At 63.9% G+C, this 19106-nt stretch carries 16 protein-coding genes; 2 read left to right on the top strand and 14 right to left on the bottom strand.

Annotated features, from left to right (window positions below):
• Window positions 1–3: 3 nt before the first annotated feature.
• The 13 genes from hisD to ELX51_RS04830 form a co-directional block, all read right to left on the bottom strand.
• On the bottom strand, window positions 4–1332 hold the full coding sequence (gene hisD, locus ELX51_RS04890) for a histidinol dehydrogenase (RefSeq protein ID WP_127752468.1): 1329 nt from the start codon (window positions 1330–1332) through the stop codon (window positions 4–6).
• Between the two features lie 45 nt (window positions 1333–1377).
• Window positions 1378–2331, bottom strand: coding sequence for an NAD(P)-dependent oxidoreductase (locus tag ELX51_RS04885; protein ID WP_127752467.1), 954 nt, complete (start codon window positions 2329–2331; stop codon window positions 1378–1380).
• Window positions 2332–2334: 3 nt separating this feature from the next.
• Entirely contained in the window at window positions 2335–3324 is a 990-nt protein-coding gene (locus tag ELX51_RS04880) for an oxidoreductase (protein WP_127752466.1), read from the bottom strand.
• Between the two features lie 42 nt (window positions 3325–3366).
• Window positions 3367–5238, bottom strand: coding sequence for an ABC transporter ATP-binding protein (locus ELX51_RS04875; RefSeq protein WP_127752465.1), 1872 nt, complete (start codon window positions 5236–5238; stop codon window positions 3367–3369).
• Window positions 5239–5246: 8 nt separating this feature from the next.
• Window positions 5247–6131, bottom strand: a complete 885-nt coding sequence (locus ELX51_RS04870; RefSeq protein ID WP_127752464.1) for an ABC transporter permease — start codon at window positions 6129–6131, stop codon at window positions 5247–5249.
• A gap of 1 nt (window position 6132) precedes the next feature.
• Complete coding sequence (locus ELX51_RS04865; protein WP_127752463.1) at window positions 6133–7068, bottom strand: ABC transporter permease; 936 nt, start codon at window positions 7066–7068, stop codon at window positions 6133–6135.
• A gap of 57 nt (window positions 7069–7125) precedes the next feature.
• Window positions 7126–8721: an ABC transporter substrate-binding protein gene (locus tag ELX51_RS04860; protein WP_127752462.1), complete on the bottom strand. Its 1596-nt coding sequence runs from the start codon at window positions 8719–8721 to the stop codon at window positions 7126–7128.
• Between the two features lie 53 nt (window positions 8722–8774).
• A complete protein-coding gene (locus ELX51_RS04855) occupies window positions 8775–10367 on the bottom strand; it encodes an ABC transporter substrate-binding protein (RefSeq protein WP_127752461.1) in 1593 nt (530 codons plus the stop codon).
• Between the two features lie 34 nt (window positions 10368–10401).
• Window positions 10402–11517, bottom strand: coding sequence for a mandelate racemase/muconate lactonizing enzyme family protein (locus ELX51_RS04850; RefSeq protein ID WP_127752460.1), 1116 nt, complete (start codon window positions 11515–11517; stop codon window positions 10402–10404).
• 11 nt (window positions 11518–11528) lie between these two features.
• Entirely contained in the window at window positions 11529–11966 is a 438-nt protein-coding gene (locus tag ELX51_RS04845) for a thioesterase family protein (RefSeq protein WP_127752459.1), read from the bottom strand.
• A 153-nt stretch (window positions 11967–12119) separates the two neighbouring features.
• Window positions 12120–12569 carry a MaoC/PaaZ C-terminal domain-containing protein gene (locus tag ELX51_RS04840; RefSeq protein ID WP_164854761.1) on the bottom strand — a complete coding sequence of 150 codons (450 nt, stop codon included), beginning with the start codon at window positions 12567–12569 and terminating at the stop codon, window positions 12120–12122.
• Complete coding sequence (locus ELX51_RS04835; protein ID WP_127752457.1) at window positions 12562–13374, bottom strand: hypothetical protein; 813 nt, start codon at window positions 13372–13374, stop codon at window positions 12562–12564. The genes ELX51_RS04840 and ELX51_RS04835 overlap by 8 nt, the downstream gene beginning before the upstream one ends.
• A 3-nt stretch (window positions 13375–13377) precedes the next feature.
• Window positions 13378–15744: a CoA transferase gene (locus tag ELX51_RS04830; RefSeq protein ID WP_164854760.1), complete on the bottom strand. Its 2367-nt coding sequence runs from the start codon at window positions 15742–15744 to the stop codon at window positions 13378–13380.
• Between the two features lie 234 nt (window positions 15745–15978).
• Between ELX51_RS04830 and ELX51_RS04825 the strand changes: the two genes are divergently transcribed.
• Both ELX51_RS04825 and ELX51_RS04820 read left to right on the top strand, forming a co-directional pair.
• A complete protein-coding gene (locus ELX51_RS04825; RefSeq protein WP_127752455.1) occupies window positions 15979–17049 on the top strand; it encodes a LacI family DNA-binding transcriptional regulator in 1071 nt (356 codons plus the stop codon).
• Window positions 17050–17181: 132 nt separating this feature from the next.
• The gene (locus ELX51_RS04820; protein WP_127752454.1) at window positions 17182–17793 is read left to right on the top strand and encodes a hypothetical protein; all 612 of its coding nucleotides are present in this window, start codon (window positions 17182–17184) and stop codon (window positions 17791–17793) included.
• A gap of 67 nt (window positions 17794–17860) precedes the next feature.
• Here ELX51_RS04820 and ELX51_RS04815 read toward each other — a convergent pair whose 3' ends face one another.
• On the bottom strand, window positions 17861–18964 hold the full coding sequence (locus ELX51_RS04815; protein WP_127752453.1) for a Xaa-Pro peptidase family protein: 1104 nt from the start codon (window positions 18962–18964) through the stop codon (window positions 17861–17863).
• Between the last annotated feature and the right edge of the window lie 142 nt (window positions 18965–19106).

Below are 19106 nucleotides of genomic sequence, written 5' to 3'. Positions count from 1 at the left end.
GGCTTACTCGGCTGCTTGAGTGCGCGGCGCTGCGGCAGTGCCGTAGGGCAGATTGCGGCCACCATAGCGCCTCACGCGCAGATTGGCTTGCTCGGCGTGACCCACAAAACCTTCCAGCATGGACAAGCGCGAGCCATATTCGCCGATGGCTGCCGAGGCCTCGTCCGTGGTGACCTCCTGCCAGGTGCAGGTCTTGAGGAACTTGCCCACCCATAGCCCTCCGGTGTAGCGCGCCGCCTTCTGGGTCGGCAGGGTGTGGTTGGTGCCGATCACCTTGTCGCCATAGGCGACATTGGTGCGCGGGCCCAGGAACAAGGCGCCATAATTGCTCATATGGTCGCGGAACCAGAGGTCACGATCGGTCATCACCTGAACGTGCTCGGAGGCGATGCGGTCGGCCTCGGCCAACATCTCCTCGTAGCTATCGCAAACGATTACCTCGCCGAAATCCTCCCAGGCCTGCCGGGCCACCGGGCCGGTGGGCAGGATGCCCAGCAGGCGCTCGATCTCGCGCATCGTCTCGTGGGCAAGTGCCAGCGAATTGGTCAACAGGATCGCCGGCGAGGTCGGACCATGCTCGGCCTGGCCCAAGAGGTCAGTGGCGCAGATTTCGCCATCCACCGTGTCGTCGGCGATGACCAGGGTTTCGGTCGGTCCGGCAAACAGATCGATCCCCACCCGGCCGTAAAGCTGTCGCTTGGCTTCGGCCACAAAGGCATTGCCAGGGCCCACCAGCATATCGACCGGATCGATGCTTTGCGTGCCAATGGCCATGGCGCCGATCGCCTGGATACCGCCCAGGACATAGATTTCGTCGGCACCGGCCATGTGCTGGGCGGCAACGATCGCCGGGGCGGGCTTGCCGTTGAAGGGCGGCGCACAGGTTATCACGCGCGCGCAGCCGGCGACCTTGGCGGTTATTACCGACATATGCGCGGAAGCGAGCAGCGGATATTTGCCGCCCGGCACATAGCAGCCCACGGCATTGATGGGCACATGCCGGTGCCCCAGCGTCACACCCGGCAGGGTTTCCACTTCGAGGTCCTGCAGGGTCGCGCGCTGCTTTTGGGCGAAGTTGCGCACCTGGGTTTGGGCAAATTCGATGTCGTGCAGGTCCTGCGGCGTCAGTTGGGCGAGGCAGGCGTCGATCTCGGCCGGGGTCAGGCGGAAATCGGGACGATCCCAGTTGTCAAAGCGTGCCGAGAGCTCGCGCACGGCCGCATCGCCGCGCCCTTCGATATCGGCCAGAATGGTTTCAACTGTGGCGCGCACCTGCCGATCGGCGGCGGCGCGCTCCTCAACATTTTTTCCGCGCTTGAGCCATTGGGGCATGGTGCATCCTTGTGGAAGGGAGAAAGGGAATAAGCGGGCTGGCGCTCAGTAGCGCTCGGACGGGTCGACCACACCTTCGAGGTCCTGCCCGCGCATGAACCGCTCCAGATTGGCGATGAAGAACGCCGTGGTGCGGCGATTACTCTCGGGCGAACTGCCCGAAATATGCGGAGACAGCCGCACCCTTGGATGGGTGTAGAGCCAATGGCCTTCCGGTGGCGGCTCGGGATCGGTGACATCGAGCGTGGCGCAGGCCAGCGGCCCATCGAGCGCGGCGCGCAGCGCCTCGGTGTCGATCACCGCGCCCCGGCCGATATTGATGAGATGGGCGCCGGGCTTGAGCGCGGCGAAGGCGTCTGCATCAAGCATGCCGCGGGTTTGCGGCGTCAGCGGCGCGCAAAGCGCGATATGGTCGGAACGGCCAAGCAGATCTGGGAGCGAGACGATCTCGACGCCATCCATGCCGCTGGGGCGGGGCGAGCGGCGGGTCGCGAGCACCGTCATGCCAAAAGGCAGCGCCCGCTCGGCGACCGCCCGGCCGATCTCCCCAAAGCCGATGATCCCCAGCGTGCTGCCATGCAACTCACCCAGCTTGTGGTGCCGCCAGACGCTGCGCGCATCGGTCCAGATCTCGGGAATGCGCTTGGCAACGCTCAGCATGGCGGCCAGCACATATTCCGAGATCGGCACCGCCGAAGTGCCCCGGCTCACCGTCACCTTGGGCACGGCAAACACCCAGGCCGGGTATTTGTCGATGCCGGTGGAGCGCAGATGCACCCAGCGCAAATTGAACGGCCAGCCGGCGGGCTCAGGCATGTTGGGATGGAGCCCCACCGCGGCGCTATCCTGACTGACCAGCAGCACCTCGGCTTCGGACGGCACTTGCCAGGCGGTCTGCGGCGTCGGCTCCATTCCGTGAAAGCTTACTTCCTCGGGCAGTTCGGCGGCCACCGAAGCGGCCAGCCGCTCGCCGTATTGGTGGGCGATAACCAGGGTCATCGATCAGCGGGTCCGCACCAGAACGCGGCCCTTGACCTGGCCCGCCAGGATCCGCCCCGCCGCTTCGGGCAGCCCGTCGAGCCCGATCTCCTCGACCATGGCCCCATAAGCGGCCAGATCAAGGGTTTGGGAAATGCGGGACCAGGCCGAAATGCGCGCCTCATAGGGCTGCATCACGCTGTCGATGCCCAGCAGCGATACGGCCCGTAGGATAAACGGCAGCACATTGGTATTGAGTTCGATGCCCGCCGCATTGCCGATGGCCGCAACGGCACCACCATATTTGACCTGCTTGAGCAGCTTGCCGAGGAGGGGGCCACCCACATTGTCGATGGCCGCCGCCCAGCGCGCGGATTCCAGCGGTTTGTCGGGTTGGGCCAGGAACTCGTCGCGCGGCAGGATGCTGTCAGCGCCCAGCGCCTTGAGGCTGTCGCCATGTTCGGGACGGCCGGAGAGCGCCACGGCCTTGTAGCCAAGCTTGCCCAGCAGCGACAGGGCGACAGTACCCACGCCCCCAGCGGCGCCGGTGACCAGCACTTCGCCCGCGTCCGGCTTGAGACCCGCCGCTTCCAGACGGTTGATGGCGAGCATGGCGGTGAGCCCTGCCGTACCCACGATCATGGCGTCGCGGGTGGTCAGCCCCTGCGGCAGCGGCACCAGCCAATCGGCATTGACGCGGGCGCGCTGGGCATAGCCGCCCCAATGGGCTTCCCCCACGCGCCAGCCGGTCAGCACCACGGGGTCGCCCGCCTTGTAGCGGCTGTCTTCGCTGTCGCGCACGGTACCGGCAAAATCGATACCCGCCACATGGGGATAGTTGCGCACCAGCCCCCCTGCCCCGGTCAGGCACAGCCCGTCCTTGTAGTTGAGCCCTGCCCAATCGACATCCACAGTGACATTGCCTTGGGGCAAGCGATCGTCGGTGAGCGTCTGGAGCGCCGAGGAAACCTTCCCATCAGCGCTGCGGTCAGTAACGAGGGCCTGAAAACTCATGAAAACATCCTTGTTGTTCGGTGCCGGGGGACGAAGAAGGCGCTAGACCTTCCAGTCGTCGCCCCAGATCTGCACGAAATGGCCGGGTGAGATTTCCCGGTATTCCCGCTTGGGTGGCTCGAAATCCACCGGACGCAGCGGGCTTTTGATCTCGTCATTGTTGACGGGGCGCACCTGCAAGCGGCGGGCGGGATCGGGCACGGGCACGGCCGCCATCAGGCGCTTGGTATAGGGGTGCTGCGGATTGCCGAACACGGCCGCGACCGGGCCCTTCTCGACGATCTCGCCGAGATACATCACTGCCACCTGGTGGCTGATGCGCTCGACCACCGCCATGTCGTGGGAGATGAAGAGGTAGGAAAGCCCGAACTGCTCCTGCAGGTCCATCATCAGATTGACCACCTGCGCCTTGATCGAGACGTCCAGCGCCGAAACGCTTTCATCGGCCACGATCACCTTGGGCTCGAGCGACAGCGCCCGGGCGATGCAGATGCGCTGGCGCTGCCCCCCCGAAAACTGCGCGGGATAGCGGTTGGCCATTTCCGGGGTGAGCCCGACCCGCTTGAGCAGGTCCATGGTTTTGTCGCGCGCCTGGGCCTTGGTGCCCAGCTTATGGGTCAGGAACGGCTCGGCAATGGCGTCACCTACCGTAATGCGTGGATTGAGGCTGGCATAGGGATCCTGGAAGATCATCTGGATATGCCGGCGCATGCCGCGCATCCGCTCCTTGTCGAGCGCGCGGATATCGGTGCCCCCGATGCTGATCTCCCCACTTTGCGGCTCGATGAGGCGCATGATCGCCCGTCCGGTGGTGGACTTGCCGCAACCCGATTCCCCCACCAGTGAGAGCGTTTCCCCGCCGCGCAGATCAAAGCTCACTTTTTCGACGGCATGAACGCGGCCCGTTGGCCCACCAAACAGGCCCCCCGGGATATCGAAGCGCTTGACCAGTTCGCGCACCCGCAACACCGGCTCGGCGTCGCGGCGCACAGTATCGGGACGCTGCCGACCCGGCACGATCACACCGGTGGCGCGATCGAGAATGGGAAAATGCTGCGGCCCGTGTTCACTGCCCTCGCCCAGCTTGGGCACCGCGGCGATCAGGGCGCGGGTGTAGGGGTTTTGCGCGCGGGCAAAGATGGCTTCGGTGGTGTCCGACTCCACCGCGCGCCCTTCCAGCATCACCACGGTGCGGTCGGCCACTTCGGCCACCACGCCCATGTCATGGGTGATGAACAGCACGCCCATGCCTTCTTCCTTTTGCAGCTGCTTGATCAGCTGCAGGATCTGGGCCTGGATGGTGACGTCGAGTGCGGTCGTGGGCTCGTCGGCAATCAGCAGCTTGGGCTTGCAAGCCAGTGCCATGGCGATCATCACGCGCTGACGCATGCCGCCCGAAAGCGAATGGGGATAATCCTTGAGGCGGGACGCGGCCCCCGGGATGCGCACCCGCTCGAGCAGCCGCAACGCTTCCTGCGTCGCCGCCTGTCCCGAATGCCGGCCATGGATGGTCAGCACTTCGGCGATCTGCTGGCCCACGGTCTGGAGCGGGTTGAGGCTGGTCATGGCCTCCTGAAAGATCATGCCCATCTGCCGGCCGCGCACAGTGCGGATCTCCGCTGGCGGCAGTGTCAGGAGTTCACGACCCTCCAACTGCACCGAGCCTTCGACGCGGCTCGCGGCCGGATCAAGCAGGCGCATGATCGTAAGCGCGGTCACCGATTTGCCCGAGCCGGATTCCCCGACCACGGCCACCGTTTCCTCGGCCCCGATGTCAAAGGACAGGCCCTTGACGATCTCCACCCAGCCATTGGAGGTCAGAAAGGATGTGCGCAGATCCCGCACGGACAGCACCGACCCGGCCGCGGGATCGGGCACGACGCGTTCAACAGCAAGAGCACCCGTATTGGCCATATCCACTCCTATCGGGCGGTCGAGGGGTCGAGCGCATCGCGGATGGCATCGCCGACCAGGTTGAAAGACAGAACCACGAGCGTAATGGCCACGCCGGCGCCAATGATCGGCCAGGGCGAACCAAAGAGGCTATTGAGACCATCGCGGATGATGTTGCCCCAGCTTGGATTGGGCGCGCGCGTGCCGATGCCCAGAAAGCTCAGCGAGGCCTCGATGCGGATGGCCGAGGCTACCCACAGCGTCATCAGCGCCACGATCGGAGCCATGATGTTGGGGATGATGTGGCGGATGATGATCACCGGGGTGCGCACGCCAACAGCGATGGCCGATTCCACAAAGGGCTCCTGCTTGATCGACAGGGTCTGGGCGCGGGCGACACGGGCAAAGCCGGGAATAAAGGCCACCGTGATCACCGCGATGATGTTCCAGAACCCGCCCCCGAGCACGGCTGCGATCAGGATCGCCAGCAGCAATTCGGGGAAGGCCAGCAAGAGATCGATCACACGCGAAATCAGGCGGTCGGTGACGCCCCCGAAATAGCCGGCAGTCACGCCCAGCAAGGTGCCGAACAAGGCAGCCAGCACCGGCGAGATGAAGCCGAACAGTAGCGAATTGCGCGAACCATAGATGAGGCGGCTGAGCACATCGCGGCCGAACTGGTCGGTGCCGAGCCAATTCTCGGCGCTGGGCAGCCGGTTGATTTTGAGGATCGACTGCGCCAGCGGATCATAGGGCGCGAGCCACGGCGCGAGCAGCGCCACCAGGATGAAAATGCCGATCATGATGGTGGCGAGCGTCGTTTCGATGCGCCCGAACAGCAGCTTGCCCACTTTCTGGAAGGCATTGGGCTGCGCGGGAGCGAGGCGAACGGGATCGTTGGTTACGACAGTCATATCAGCTCACCCGCACACGAGGATCGACGACGACATAAACAAGGTCCATCAGGAGGTTGATGAGGACCACGAAAACCGCAAAGACCAGCACGCCGCCCTGGATCACCGCGTAATCGCGCTGCGCGATGGCATCGATCAAGAGGCGCCCGATACCCGGGCGGTTGAACACCAGCTCCACCGCGACCGAGCCCGAGAGCGTCGAAAGCAGGCTGAGGCCCAGCCCGGTGGTGATGGGCAGCATGGCGTTGCGCAGCCCGTGATTATAGATCACCCGCTTTTCGCGGGCGCCCTTGGCGCGGGCGGTGCGCACATAGTCCTTGCCCAGCACTTCGAGCAGGCTCGTTCGCGTCAGCCGGCCGAGAAACGCGGCCTTGACGAAGGCGAGGGTCAGCGCCGGCAGGAAGATGTGGTGCATGCGGCTGGCAAAATCGGTGCCCGCGCCATTGATCGGGAACCACCCCAGATTGAGCGCAAAGGTGATCAGCAACAGCGCCCCAAGGAAGAAGTCGGGAATGGCATAGCCGATCAGTGAAAACAGGCGCACGCCAGCGTCGGGGAGCTTGTTGCGATTGGTGGCGGCCAAAACACCCATGGGAATGCCGGCGACGATGCCCATGGCCATCGCAGCAAGGGTCAGCTCGATCGTATAGGGCAGGTTCTGCGCAATCAGCGTCAGCACGGGCGTGTTGGACAGGAGCGAGCGGCCGAAATCGAGCGTCAGCACGCCGCCGAGGAAATTGAAATATTGCTGCCAGAGCGGGACATTGAGGCCCATGCGCTCCCGGAACTCAGCCAGCTGTTCGGGCAAGGCTGCGTCACCCAACGCGGCGAGCGCGGGATCACCCGGCAGGATGCGCATGGCGATAAAGACCAGGGTCAACACCAGGAACAGGGTTGGGATGGCATCGCCCAATCGAAGAAGCAGATATCTGGCCATGAGTGCACCGCCTTGGAGTGGCCGGGCTCCCGTCGGGAGCCCGGATAGGGGATTGGGTTAGACCGTCTTGGTCGCGCGGTGGAACCGCCAGCGCGCATAGCCGCTCTCGACCTCATAGCCGAGGTCGACCTTGGCCGAGCGCACCGCCGTAAAGCCCAGCGTCGAGAGCCCGATCAGGGGCAGGTCACGCAGTACCTGCAGCTCGATCTGCTTGCACAGGTCTAGATAGGTCTCGTAATCCGAAGCGGTCAGCGCCTGGTTCAGGAGGTCGTCGATGCCGGGCATGGCCACGCCATAATGGCTGTAATTGCCCCCGCCTGAGCCGTCCGACTTCACTTCCGAAGCCGAGGCCAGCTGCTGGAAATAGATCTGGGTCGGGATCGGCGGATAGCTGGAGGAGTGCATCGCCAGGGTGTTTTTGTCCGAGCGATTATCGGCGTGATAAGCGGTGTGATCGCCGATGATGAGGTTCATGTTGAACCCGGCCGGGCGGATCAGCTCCTGCACGATCAGCATGGTCGAGGAATAATCCTCCCGCTGCGAGCACAGCGAGTCAAAGCTGATGCCATTGGGGAAACCGGCCTCGGCCAGCAATGCCTTGGATTTTTCGGGGTCGTAGGGATATTGCAGCTCTGCCGGCAAATCCTCGGTCTTGAAGCCGGCGGGGAAGAAATCGGGCTGCAGGCCCGCCATGACCCCACCCATCGGCGCCAGTGCCGCGGCAACCGCCGGGCGGTCGATCGCATGCATCAACGCTTGGCGGACCAGCAGATTGTCGAAGGGCTTGCGCGTCAGGTTGATGTGGAGCGTGTTGAACGAGCCCGGGGTCGTCATGTCGATCTTGAGCGTGGGGTCACGCTGCAGGATGGAGTCGATCCAGCCAGGCGCTCGGACCGCTTCGATAATGTCCACGTCGCCAGCCAACAGCGCCAGGGTGCGGGCGGTGGTGTCGGCGATATAAACGCATTCCACATTGGCAATTTTGGCCTTGTCGCCCCAATAGCCTTCATGGCGCTTGAGGCGGGTGCCGAATTCAGGGTCGAACTGCACCAACTCGTATGGCCCGGTGCCCACGGCATCGGTGGCAAAAGCCTCGCCCCCAATTTCCTCATAGGCCTTTTTGGAGACGATGGAGGTGTTGTTGTTGAAGATCGAAGTGCCCAGCAGGTTCACATCGGGCTGCTTGAGGGTGATGGCGATCTCATAGGGCCCGGTCGCGACAACGCTCTCGATATTGGAGAGGATGGTGCGGTTGGTGCCTTCCTTGATAGCCCGCTCGAACGAAAAGACGACGTCCTCCGAAGTCATCTCGCCGTAATTGCGGTGGAACTGCACCCCCTCGCGCAGCTTGAACGTCCAGGATTTGGCATCCTCTGATTGCGTCCATTCCGTTGCAAGCGTAGGCAGGTATTCCTCGGGAGTCAGCGCGAAGCGACCATCGTCGGGCCGCACCAGCTGCTCATACATCTGCTCGGTGGCCCAGTTGTCCGAACCTTGCGTGGTCAGGTTCGGGTCCGAGTGACGGGGGCCATTGGCGGCAATGCCGATCCGCAGGGTATCGGCGTCCTGCGCGTGGCTGGCCTGCACACCAATGGCTGTCAAAGCCGTGGTGGCTGCCGCTAGTTCCAGAAAACTCCGTCTGTTCAAAGCCATGGGTTCCTCCTCCCTGGTTGAACGGCGCCGGATGGGTCCGGCGCCGGCATGGATCACGCCTTGGTGGCGCGATGCAGTCGCCACCGTGCGTAGCCGCTCTCCACCTCGTAGCCGAGCTCGAGGCGCGGATTGCGCACCATGGTGTAGGACAGTGTCGACAGACCGATCAGGGGCAGGTCGCGCAGCACCTGCAGCTCGATCTCGCGGCACAATTGCAGATAGGTGTCGTAGTCGGTGGCGCTGAGCGCCTGCTCGAGCAGTGCATCAACACCCGGGATGGCCACGCCATAATGGCTGTAATTGCCGCCGCCCGAGCCATCGGCCTTCACCTCAGCCTTGGAATAGAGCTGCTGGATGTAGATCTGGGTCGGAATCGGCGGATAGCTCGAGGCATGCATCGCCAGGGTGTTTTTGTCCGAGCGGTTGTCGGCGTGGTAGGCGGTGTGATCGCCGATGATGAGGTTCATGTTGAACCCGGCCGGGCGGATCAGCTCCTGCACGATCAGCATGGTGGAGGAATAATCCTCGCGCTGGCTGCAAAGGGCATCAAAGCTCACCCCATTGGGGAAGCCCGCTTCAGCCAGGAGGGCCTTGGACTTTTCCGGATCATATTCGTAGCGCAGCTCGGGCGGCAGGTCCTCGGTCTTGAGCCCGGGCGGGAAGAAGTCGGGCTGCAAGCCGACCAGTACGCCACCCATGGGTGCCAGCGCATCGGCCACTGTCTTGCGATCGATCGCATGCATCAGCGCCTGGCGCACCAGGAGATTGTCAAAGGGCGCGCGGGTGAGATTGACATGAAGGGTGTTGAACGAACCCGGCACCGTCATGTCGATCTTCATGTTGGGGTCGCGCTGCAGGATCGAGTCAATCCAGCCTGGTGCGCGCACCGCCTCGATCATGTCGACCTGCCCGGACACCAGGGCCAGCGTGCGCGCCGTGGTATCGGCAATATAGAGGCACTCGATATTACCGACCTTGGCCGGCTCGCCCCAATAGTCCTCAAAGCGCTTGAGATAGGTGCCGCTCTCGGAGTCGTACTTGGCCAATTCATAGGGTCCGGTGCCGACGGCGTCGGTGGTGAACTTTTCCACCCCGATTTCCTCATAGGCCTTCTTGGACACGATATTGGCGTTGAGCGAGAAGACCGTCGTGCCCAGGAAGTTGACGTCGGGCTGGTGCAGGCTGATCACCACTTCATAGGGACCATTGGCCACCGCATCGGCGATGTTGGCGAAGATCACCCGGCCAGTGCCGAAATCCTTGGCCTTGAGGAAGGTGAACGCCACGTCGTCGGCGGTCATCTCGCCATAACCGCGATGGAACTGCACGCCCTCGCGCAGCTTGAAGGTCCAGGTCTTGGCATCCTCGGACATGGTCCATTCGGTGGCCAGCACCGGCTGGTAGTCCTCCGGCGTCAGCGCGAACTTGCCATCTTCGGGACGCACGAGCTGCTCGTACATCTGCTCGACGGCCCAGTTGTCCGGCCCTTGCGTGGTCTGGTTGGGGTCCGAGTGACGCGGGTTGTTGGCGGCAATGCCGATGCGGATCGTATCGTCGCCTTGGGCATGGGCGGCCGAAATGCTCAGCGCGGAAAGCGCCGTGCCGGCTGCGGCCAGTTCCAGGAAGTTGCGGCGGTTCAGGGTCATTGGGGTCTCCTCTTGTTCTTGTGGTCGCGCGGCTCTAGCGGACGCGCCGTTGTTCGAGTTCGGCATCGATCAGTTCGAGCCCGAGGCCGGGAGCCGAGGGGATCTGGAACTTGCCATCCACCGGCTTGGGCGGATTGCGGAAGCCGGGATACATGCGGGTGTCGGGGTCGGCGAATTCGGCCGGCTTGGTCAGGTGCATGATGGTCGCGAGCACATGCAGATTGGCCATGTGGCCGATCGTGGGCTGGGTCTGGTGCGGCACCAGTTCCACGCCATGGGCGTAAGCGATGGCCGCGCATTGCATGAGCCCGGTGATGCCGCCCATCTTGACGATATCGGGCTGCACCATGCGCACGCCGGCGTTGATCATGTCGACCAGGGCCTGGGTCGTATAGGTCTGCTCGGCCGCCGAAACGGTGATGTCGAGGCGCTGGGCCACCTCGCCCATGGCTCGCACATCGTAGTGCTGCACCGGCTCCTCGAACCAGATATAGCCGAGCTCTTCGAGGGCCCGGCCAACCCGGATGGCGCCGCCGACCGAGTATTGATTATTGGCATCAAAGGCGAGTGGGAAGTCCGGGCCTACCAGTTGACGCACGGCCTTGGCTTTGGCGATGTCGCCCTGGATGTCATAGTCCTGCCGGGTGCGGTCACCGTCCCAGCGGATCTTGATGGCTGCGGGCTTTTCGGCGAGCCAGCGCTGTTCCACCACCCGCACGGTTTCATCGACGCTACGGTTAGCGTTGCCCCCGATCGAGGCATAGAACGGCACTTCGGTGCGCCAGGCGCCGCCCAGCAGCTTGTAGATGGGCTGGTTGAACAGCTTGCCCTTGAGATCCCACAAGGCGATGTCGAGGGCCGCCAAGGCGCCGGTGACCGCCCCTTCGGGCCCCAGCTTGATATAGCGGTGCAGCAGGCGGTCATAGATCACCCCATGGTCGAGCACATCGGCCCCCACCAGCGAGTCCGCCGCATCCCGTAGCACCCAAAGCGAGTGCTCGCCCCCATACATGGGCGACGCTTCGCCATAGCCCACCAGCCCTTCAGTGGTGGTGACCCGCACAAAGGCGGTGCGGCGGCCCGGCGGATCACCGGGGTTCCAGGCGACCTGGAAGGCATCGACGGATCTGATGGTTGAAGCTGTAGCCACGGTCGGATCTTTCAGGCGGGATGGTGGATGGATTGCAGATGCTGGCGCAGCGGCTCGGGTAAAGGCGCCGGGCGCTTGGTTTGGGTGTCCACGAACACATGGACGAAATGGCCCTGGGCCACGGCCGTCTCGTTCTCGTTGGTGAAGGCGGCAAGCCCGTAGCGCACGGAGGAGGAGCCGACATGCTCCACCCGCAGGCCCATCTCGAGCCGATCGGTGAAGACAATTTCGCGCACGAAGCGGCAGCCATTTTCAGCCACGACCAGGCTCGCTCCGCCCGTGCCGATGCCGAAATCTTGCTGGTGCAGGAACTGCAACACGGCCGTGTCGAAGAACTCGTAATAGCGCGCATTGTTGACGTGACCGAAGATGTCGATGTCGTTCCAGCGCAGCGAAACAACACAGAACCAGCGGTAGTCGGCGCGGCGGGCGGGTGGCTGACGCTCCATCGCTCAGCCGCGCGCGCGAGCAGGCATGGCCAACTCCGCTCCAGTCATGGGGCCTCTCCCTTTGCGGCATGGCGACGGCTTGGCGTGCCGTTCTTATCCATGCGTTGCATTCACCTTACATTATATGCATCCGTATGCAAGCGGCCCGAACAGCTAGTTTGCATCCGGATGCAGCCACTTCATGATGTGCTCGGCCAAAGCCACGGTTTGCCCGTCCTGATTGCTCGCTTCGAGCGTTGCCACCGAGCGGCGGCGCTCCGCGTCAACACCGGTTACCGTGTAGGTCACGGTGATGGTATCGCCAAAGAACACTGGCCCTACAAAGCGCATCCGGTCATAGCCGAGCGACACCGGCACGGTAGTGTTGCCCCGCCCTTGCGACGCGCGGATCGCCTTGGTGCCAGCGGCCGACATATAGCCAACCAGCAATGCGCCATGCGCGATACGCCGCCCGAACTGGGAGCGGGCCATGAAGGCCTCGTCCGTATGGGCCTCATAGTCGTCCCCGCTCAGCTCGACAAAGCGCGCCACATCCTCGGCGCTGGGGGAAGCGGTGTAGCTGACCGACAAGCCCTCAATCGTTTCGATCCAGTTCTCAGCCATAGATCTGCGTTCTCCGGAAGCGCGCCGCGATCTCGCCATCGGCGAGGAAATACTCCTCGGCCACGAAGTAGTGCTTGCCCTTGCGCTCATAGGTTTGGGCGATCCAGCCGGCGGTGCGGATGCCCTGGCCGGGATAAACCGGGCGGAAATGCTGGGTTTCGGTTTCCACCAGCACCACGGCTGCCGGAAACTTCCAACCGCTATTGGTGTCGCCCATTGCCAGCCGCATCAGCATGCCCGAATGCACGATGCCGCTTTGTGCATAGAGCGGATGGTTTTCGGCAAAGGCGCTTTTGGAGACGGCAACGTCCTCGGGAGTCAGCACGCGATTTCGACTATGCAGCGGCGCCCCCACCGGCAACTCGCCCGCTTTGACCGCCGGCGCCTCGGAGGGCGGCAGCAGCAAACTCAGATCCCGCCCCGGCGCCGGCACTTGCGGCGCATGGGCAAGTGAAATGGAACCGGCGGCGACGGTTTCACCGTCCCCATTCAGCACGGTCACCGCGCTGCGCAGGAACTGTCCATCATCCTCCAGCGCCTCGCCCTTCACGATCAGATCGTCGTGGTTGTAGACCGGCTTGCGGAACCGGGCCGACATGGCGCCGCGCTCCGCCCAGTCCATGCCCCAGGCTTCAACCGCGAGCCGGCTGATATGGCCATAGACAAACGCCCCGGGGATCAGCGCGGCCTTGTAGCCGCGCGCCCGCGCCACCGCATCATCATGGATCGAGCCCTTGTAATGCGGGGCATCGTCGAGCAGCACATGCACGCTCAGTTCGCGGGGAAATTCGGCTTTGTCGAGCATGGCTCAAGCCCCCGCCAAAGGTTCGGTGCCCATGGCGTCGCTCGCTTCGATGCGCGCGATTTCCTCGGGGGGCAGGCGCAGAATGGATTGCAGCACATGCCGGTTGTGCCCGCCGAACGTGGGGGCGGACCGGATCTGCGCGCCGGGCGTGGCGCTGAGGTGAATGGGCAGGCTCGGATGCGGGTGCCGGCCGGCATCGGGATGCTCGAGCTCGGTGAAAAAGCCGCGATAACCGAGATAGGGATCCTCGGCCAGATCCTTGGGGTTCTGCACCGGCGCTGCGGCAATCCCGGCGGCTTGCAGCTGCTGGGCCAGGGCATGCTTGTCCTTGTCGGCCGTCCAGCCACTGATGATGGCACGTAACGCCTCATCATTGTCGCGCCGGCGATCCAGGCTCGAAAAGCGCGGATCATTCGCCAGCTCCGGCGCACCCATTTCGGCGCAGAGGCGCTGCCACTGCGCTTCGTCCATGGCGGCAATGGCGATCCATTGATCATCCCCCCGCGCGGGGAAGGCATCATGCGGGGCCGCGTAGGGTACGCGGTTGCCGTTGAGCGGCGGGTCATCGCCGGTTTCAGCGGCCTTGAGGATTTCCGCACCGATCAGGTGCATGGCCGCTTCCACCTGCGGGATCTCCACATATTGCCCCTCCCCCGTGCGCTGGCGATGCACCAGGGCCGTGAGGATCGCAGCGGCCGAATTGAAGCCCCCGATGGGGTCCAGATAAGAAGGGCCGGTGACTTCGGGCTGCCCGCCGGGATAGCCGATCATCGCCGACATGCCGGCCGCCATTTCCATGGTGGGCCCGAGCGCGGCATGGTTGGACATCGGTCCGGTCACGCCAAAGGCGGGCAGTTCGGCCACGATGATATCGGGCTTGATGGCGGCGAGGCTTTGGTAGTCGAGCCCAAGCTTTTTCAGCGTATTGGGCCGGAAATTGCAGATCAGCACATCGGCGACCTCAACCAGGCGCCGCAGGGTCGCCCTGCCCTCCTCCGTCTTGAGGTTGAGGATGCAGCTGAGCTTGTTGACGTTCTGGGAATTGAACAGGAACGAGCGATCATACCAGCGCGCCCCGGGCTCCCGATCTGGGAAGTTGACCGGATTGGGTTTGTCCTTGTTGAGCCGCCAGGAATTGACTCGGTTGGGCGCTTCGACATGGATGGATTCAGCGCCGAAATAGGCCAGCACCCGGCCGGCCATCGGCCCAGCCCACGCGGTCGTCAACTCGATCACGCGGATATCTTGCAGGGGCTTGTCGTGGCGAGGCGGCGCGCTGGGCGCGGGCCGCGCCGATGGGAGGTTCTCGGTCGGGCCCGCACCCAGTGCCGGTGCCAGCGAGCGCAGTTGGCGTGGCGTCGCTGACAAGCGGAAGGGCGCCCCCAGAACGGTCCGGCCGTCCAGGGTCTGCCAATAATTGCGCTCGCGCAGATGGCGGCTGTTGATCAATTCGGATGGGCGATAAGCCTTGGCGGCAATCACCTGCGCTTGTTGCAGCCGTTCCACCAGCGCCTCGGCCTCGAGATCGGCGACCTTAGCCTGGAAGATGGCAAACAGCGTATCCCAATTGGCACGCCGGTCGGCGGGATCGGCAAAGCGCGGATCATGCTCGAGCTCGGGGAGCTCGAGCGCCCCCAGCAGTGCATGCCAGCGGAAGTTATAGATCCAGATGCACACCCAGCCGTCGCGGCAAAGCACCTGCCCCGCCTGCACGGCCTGTTCCGTGCGCTGCCGCACGGAGCCATTATAGATATGCTGCATCACATAGGGGAAACACATGGCGGCGGCGGTTTCGGCGGCATCGATCTGCACGATCTGGCCGGGACCGGTTTCGCCGCGAGCATAAACCGCGGCAAGCGTACCAATAAAGGCGCCGATGCCGCTGGCCATGGCGGCGCGATTGCCGGTGCCAAACAGCGGCTCGCGTCCGGCCGCACCATTATTGTGCATCATGCCTGACAGGGCCTGCAACACGATTTCCGGGCCTTGCCACTGGGCGCGGGGACCATCAGCCCCAAAGCTCGAGGGCTGCACCACGATGCAGGCGGGGTTCTGCCGGCTGATCCGTTGCGCATCGGCACCGGGGGGCAGCACGGCTATGTCGGCGCCGACCAGCAGCATGGCCAGCCGCTCGGCGGCATCGGGTGCATCGGGATCGAGCACCAGTGAGCTTTTGCCCGAATTGAGATGGAAGAACTGCAGGGAATCGCCGTGGCGCGAAAACGGGGCCATGCGGCGGACGGGCGAGCCGTCCGGTCCTTCCACAAGAATAACGGAAGCGCCGTAATCGGCCAGCAGGCGGGCGCAATATTGCCCGGCCAGAGTATCTGAATAATCGACCACGCGCAGGTGGTCCAAGGCGCCCGTCATGGCCCCTCCCAATGACAAGTCAAGCAAACAGGATTGCAGCGCACTCACCTCCCTGCCGCACCAATGGCGCGGACGGATCGGCGTTGGCCGGACTTTTCTACGAAGTCTTTGGCCTGCCACAGCTCGACGATAACACGCTTGCATACGGATGCAACCGCTTGTTTGCATCCGTATGCAAAGATATGTCCTAAGCTGGAGCGATGCGCTATGCTGCCCAGACAATCGAGACGCTAGATGACCAAGACCGACCCCGAGGCACTGCAACTGCGCCATAAGCCCCGTACGGCGCGTGAACTGGCGCGCCTGATGGGTGTCAGCCAGTCAGCCGTGTCGCGCGCCTTCACGCCGGGCAGTTCGATCTCACCGGAATTGCGGCAGCGCATCCTGCGGGCGGCCGAAGAGCTCGACTACCAGCCCAATGCCATCGCCTCCATGCTCTCCACCAGACGCAGCAATATTGCGGGCATTGTCGTGTCGGAGATGCAGAACCCGTTTTATCCCAGCCTGATCGAAAAGCTCTCGCGCGGCTTGCAGCGGGTGGGTCTGCAGAGCCTCATGTTCAACATCACCCGCGGGTCCAATATCGAAGAGCAGCTGCTGGCCCTGCGGAAATACAATGTCGATGCGGTGGTGATCATTTCGGCCACCGTGCTGTCCGGCGCTTCCCTGCGCTGGGCCACCGAAGGACGGGCAGCGGTGCTGGTCAACCGCACCATTCCCGATCTCAGCCTAACTTCCGTCAGCTGCAACAACATCGAGGGGGCCCGCGCTATTGCCGACCACTTCTATGCCATCGGCCGGCAGCGCGTCGCCTATGTGGCCGGCCTGCCCCATACCTCGACCAATCTCGAGCGCCAGAATGCCTATGTCACCCGGGTGGCGGAACTCGGCATGCGCCTCAGCCACTGCATTGCGGGCGGTGAATACAGCTATGAGGCTGGATATCGCTCGGCTCTCGAGATCGCGCGCGGCGAAGCCACCGACGCGGTGTTTTTCGCCAATGACATCCTTGCTGCGGGCGGCATGGATGCGCTGACTGAGGCGGCCGGCCTGCGCGTGCCCGAGGACATCGCCGTAGCGGGGTTCGACGATGTCGAGCTCACGCGCTGGCCCCATTATTCGCTCACAACTTTCAGCCAGCCAGTGGATGCCATGGTCGACAAGGCCGTCGAGCTGATCCTGGGCCAGCTCGCCAATCCCGAGCTTGCGCCTTCCCACAACCCGCTCAGTGGCGAACTCATCGTGCGGCGCTCCACCATGGGCGGCAACACCGAAGCCTTGCCGCTCAAGGCGCCCTCCGCTTAAGGGTGCCGCTTTCTCTTGTTGCGCTCCCGACACAAGCGGCTCCGCGACGGGTACAATTGCCAATTCGGCCTTGGTTTTGACTGAACCATCTGAGATGCTGGGTGAGCCAGGCTTGCAGTAAGGAGTTTTCGTTTGGGACGCGTGATCAGCTTTGCGGTTTGCAGCTTGCTTGTGGGGGCTTTGGCGATGCCGGCTCTTGCCCAGGAAGTGGAGGTTCCCGCTCTCGACAAGAACGGCAATGTGTTCCTGTTCGGTGGCGTTTATTCCAGCGAATCGGTCGGCGAAACCTTCAACTTCATCGCCACCGATTATCAGGACGCCTATATGCTGGGCGCCGGCTATCAGCACTTCTTCCTTGGGCAGGAAAACGGCTTCCGCCTCGGGCTCGAGGGCGGCGCGGCCGTGCGCAAGGGCCCCGATTTTGCCGGCGAAGTGTGGGCAGGCGTCGTGGCGCGCTCGGACGGGTTCATCAACACCGACAAGATCAAGATCTCGGCCAGCATCACCGGCGGGCTGTCCCTGATCACCAATCCGCTCGATGTCGAAGTGGTGCGCGAGCTAAAGCGCGATGGCGACAGCACGTTCCTGTTCTACATGGCCCCGGAGCTCAGCATCTCCACCCACGACAATCCGGATATGGAATTTTTCTGGCGCCTGCAGCACCGCTCGGGCGGCTGGAATACGCTTGGGCATATGGGCGAAGGCGCCAATGCCAATACCTTAGGCGTGCGCTGGTCCTTCTAGGCGCGCCGCCAGTGCCGACCAAATGGGGAGAGCGCCCGGCGCCCTCCCCATTTCTTTGCCCCTTCGCTCAGGCGCCGCCGGCAATCGCCGTGCGCGGCAGATCCGACAAGATCTCCGCCACGCCATTGCGGATGATGACGATCTCTTCGAGCCGCAGGCCGAACCGGCCCTGCAGGTAAATCCCCGGCTCGATCGAAAACACCATGCCCTCTTCCAGCACCGTGTCGGAGGTTGCGGTGATATAGGGGGTTTCGTGGATGTCGATCCCCAGCCCATGCCCGGTGCGGTGCAGGAAATTGGGGCCGTAGCCAGCCGCGGTGATCACATCGCGGGCCGCCTTGTCGACCTCCCGCGCCAGGACGCCCGGCTTGGCCGCCGCGATCGCCGCCTCCACCGCCCGGTCGAGCACGGCATGGATCTCGTCGAACCCTTCCGGCGCCGTGCCGAGATAGCCCACCCGCGTCATGTCGGAGGGATAGCCGCCGATGCGCGCGCCGGTATCGATCAGCACCGCATCGCCCGCCTTGAGCTGGGTGTCGCCGGTGTGGTGATGGGGAAAGGCGCCATTGGGGCCAAAGCAGATGCTGGTGAATTCGCGCGCCGCGCCATGATCCTTGTAGAACTGCCCGATCACATCGGCCACTTCGCGCTCGGTGATCCCCGGCCGCAGCGCGGCAAAGCCCGCGAGCATGGCGGCGTCGTTGAGCACGGCACTGGCTTTGAGCGCGGCATATTCGGCCTCGTCCTTGCGCGAACGCAGATAGCTCACCGTATCGCCGGTGAAGCGGCGCTGGGCGCCCGGCAGCGCATCGAGCACCAGCAGGGCGAAATCGGCGCGCATGGTTTCATCGAGCACGACCGAAGCGCCGCTGCGCGGCACGCCCGTCGCCTGTAGCAGCTGCTCGAGTGCGGCATCGGGCCCTTCGGCATCGGCCCAGGGAAAGAACGGCAGATCGGTGTGCTGGCGGGCGCTGTCGACATTGAGCGCCGGCATCAGGAAACCCGCAAAGCTCTGGCTGACCATCAGCAGCACCGGGCGTTCGTCGCCATGGGGCGACAGATCGGCCAGATAGAGCATGTGGCTGGACGGGCCGATCACCACAAGGTCGGTGGAAGTGGCAGCCATCCGCTCGCGCAGCCTGGCCATACGGGTGGAAAGAACGGGATTCATCGAGGGCGATACTCGTTTGCGGGAGAAACCTGGCTCAAAAAGGAGCTCGATGGGAATGGCTACTACACCCCTGCACGCGTGGCCACCACCCGTCACGTCCTGGCTAGCGGCCGCGCTGGTCACCTCATCGCCACGCAATGTT

This window comes from Devosia sp. 1566, from assembly GCF_004005995.1.
Lineage (GTDB): Bacteria > Pseudomonadota > Alphaproteobacteria > Rhizobiales > Devosiaceae > Devosia.
The sequence above is the reverse complement of the archived record's forward strand: the minus strand, read 5'-3'. Positions and strand labels throughout refer to the sequence as shown.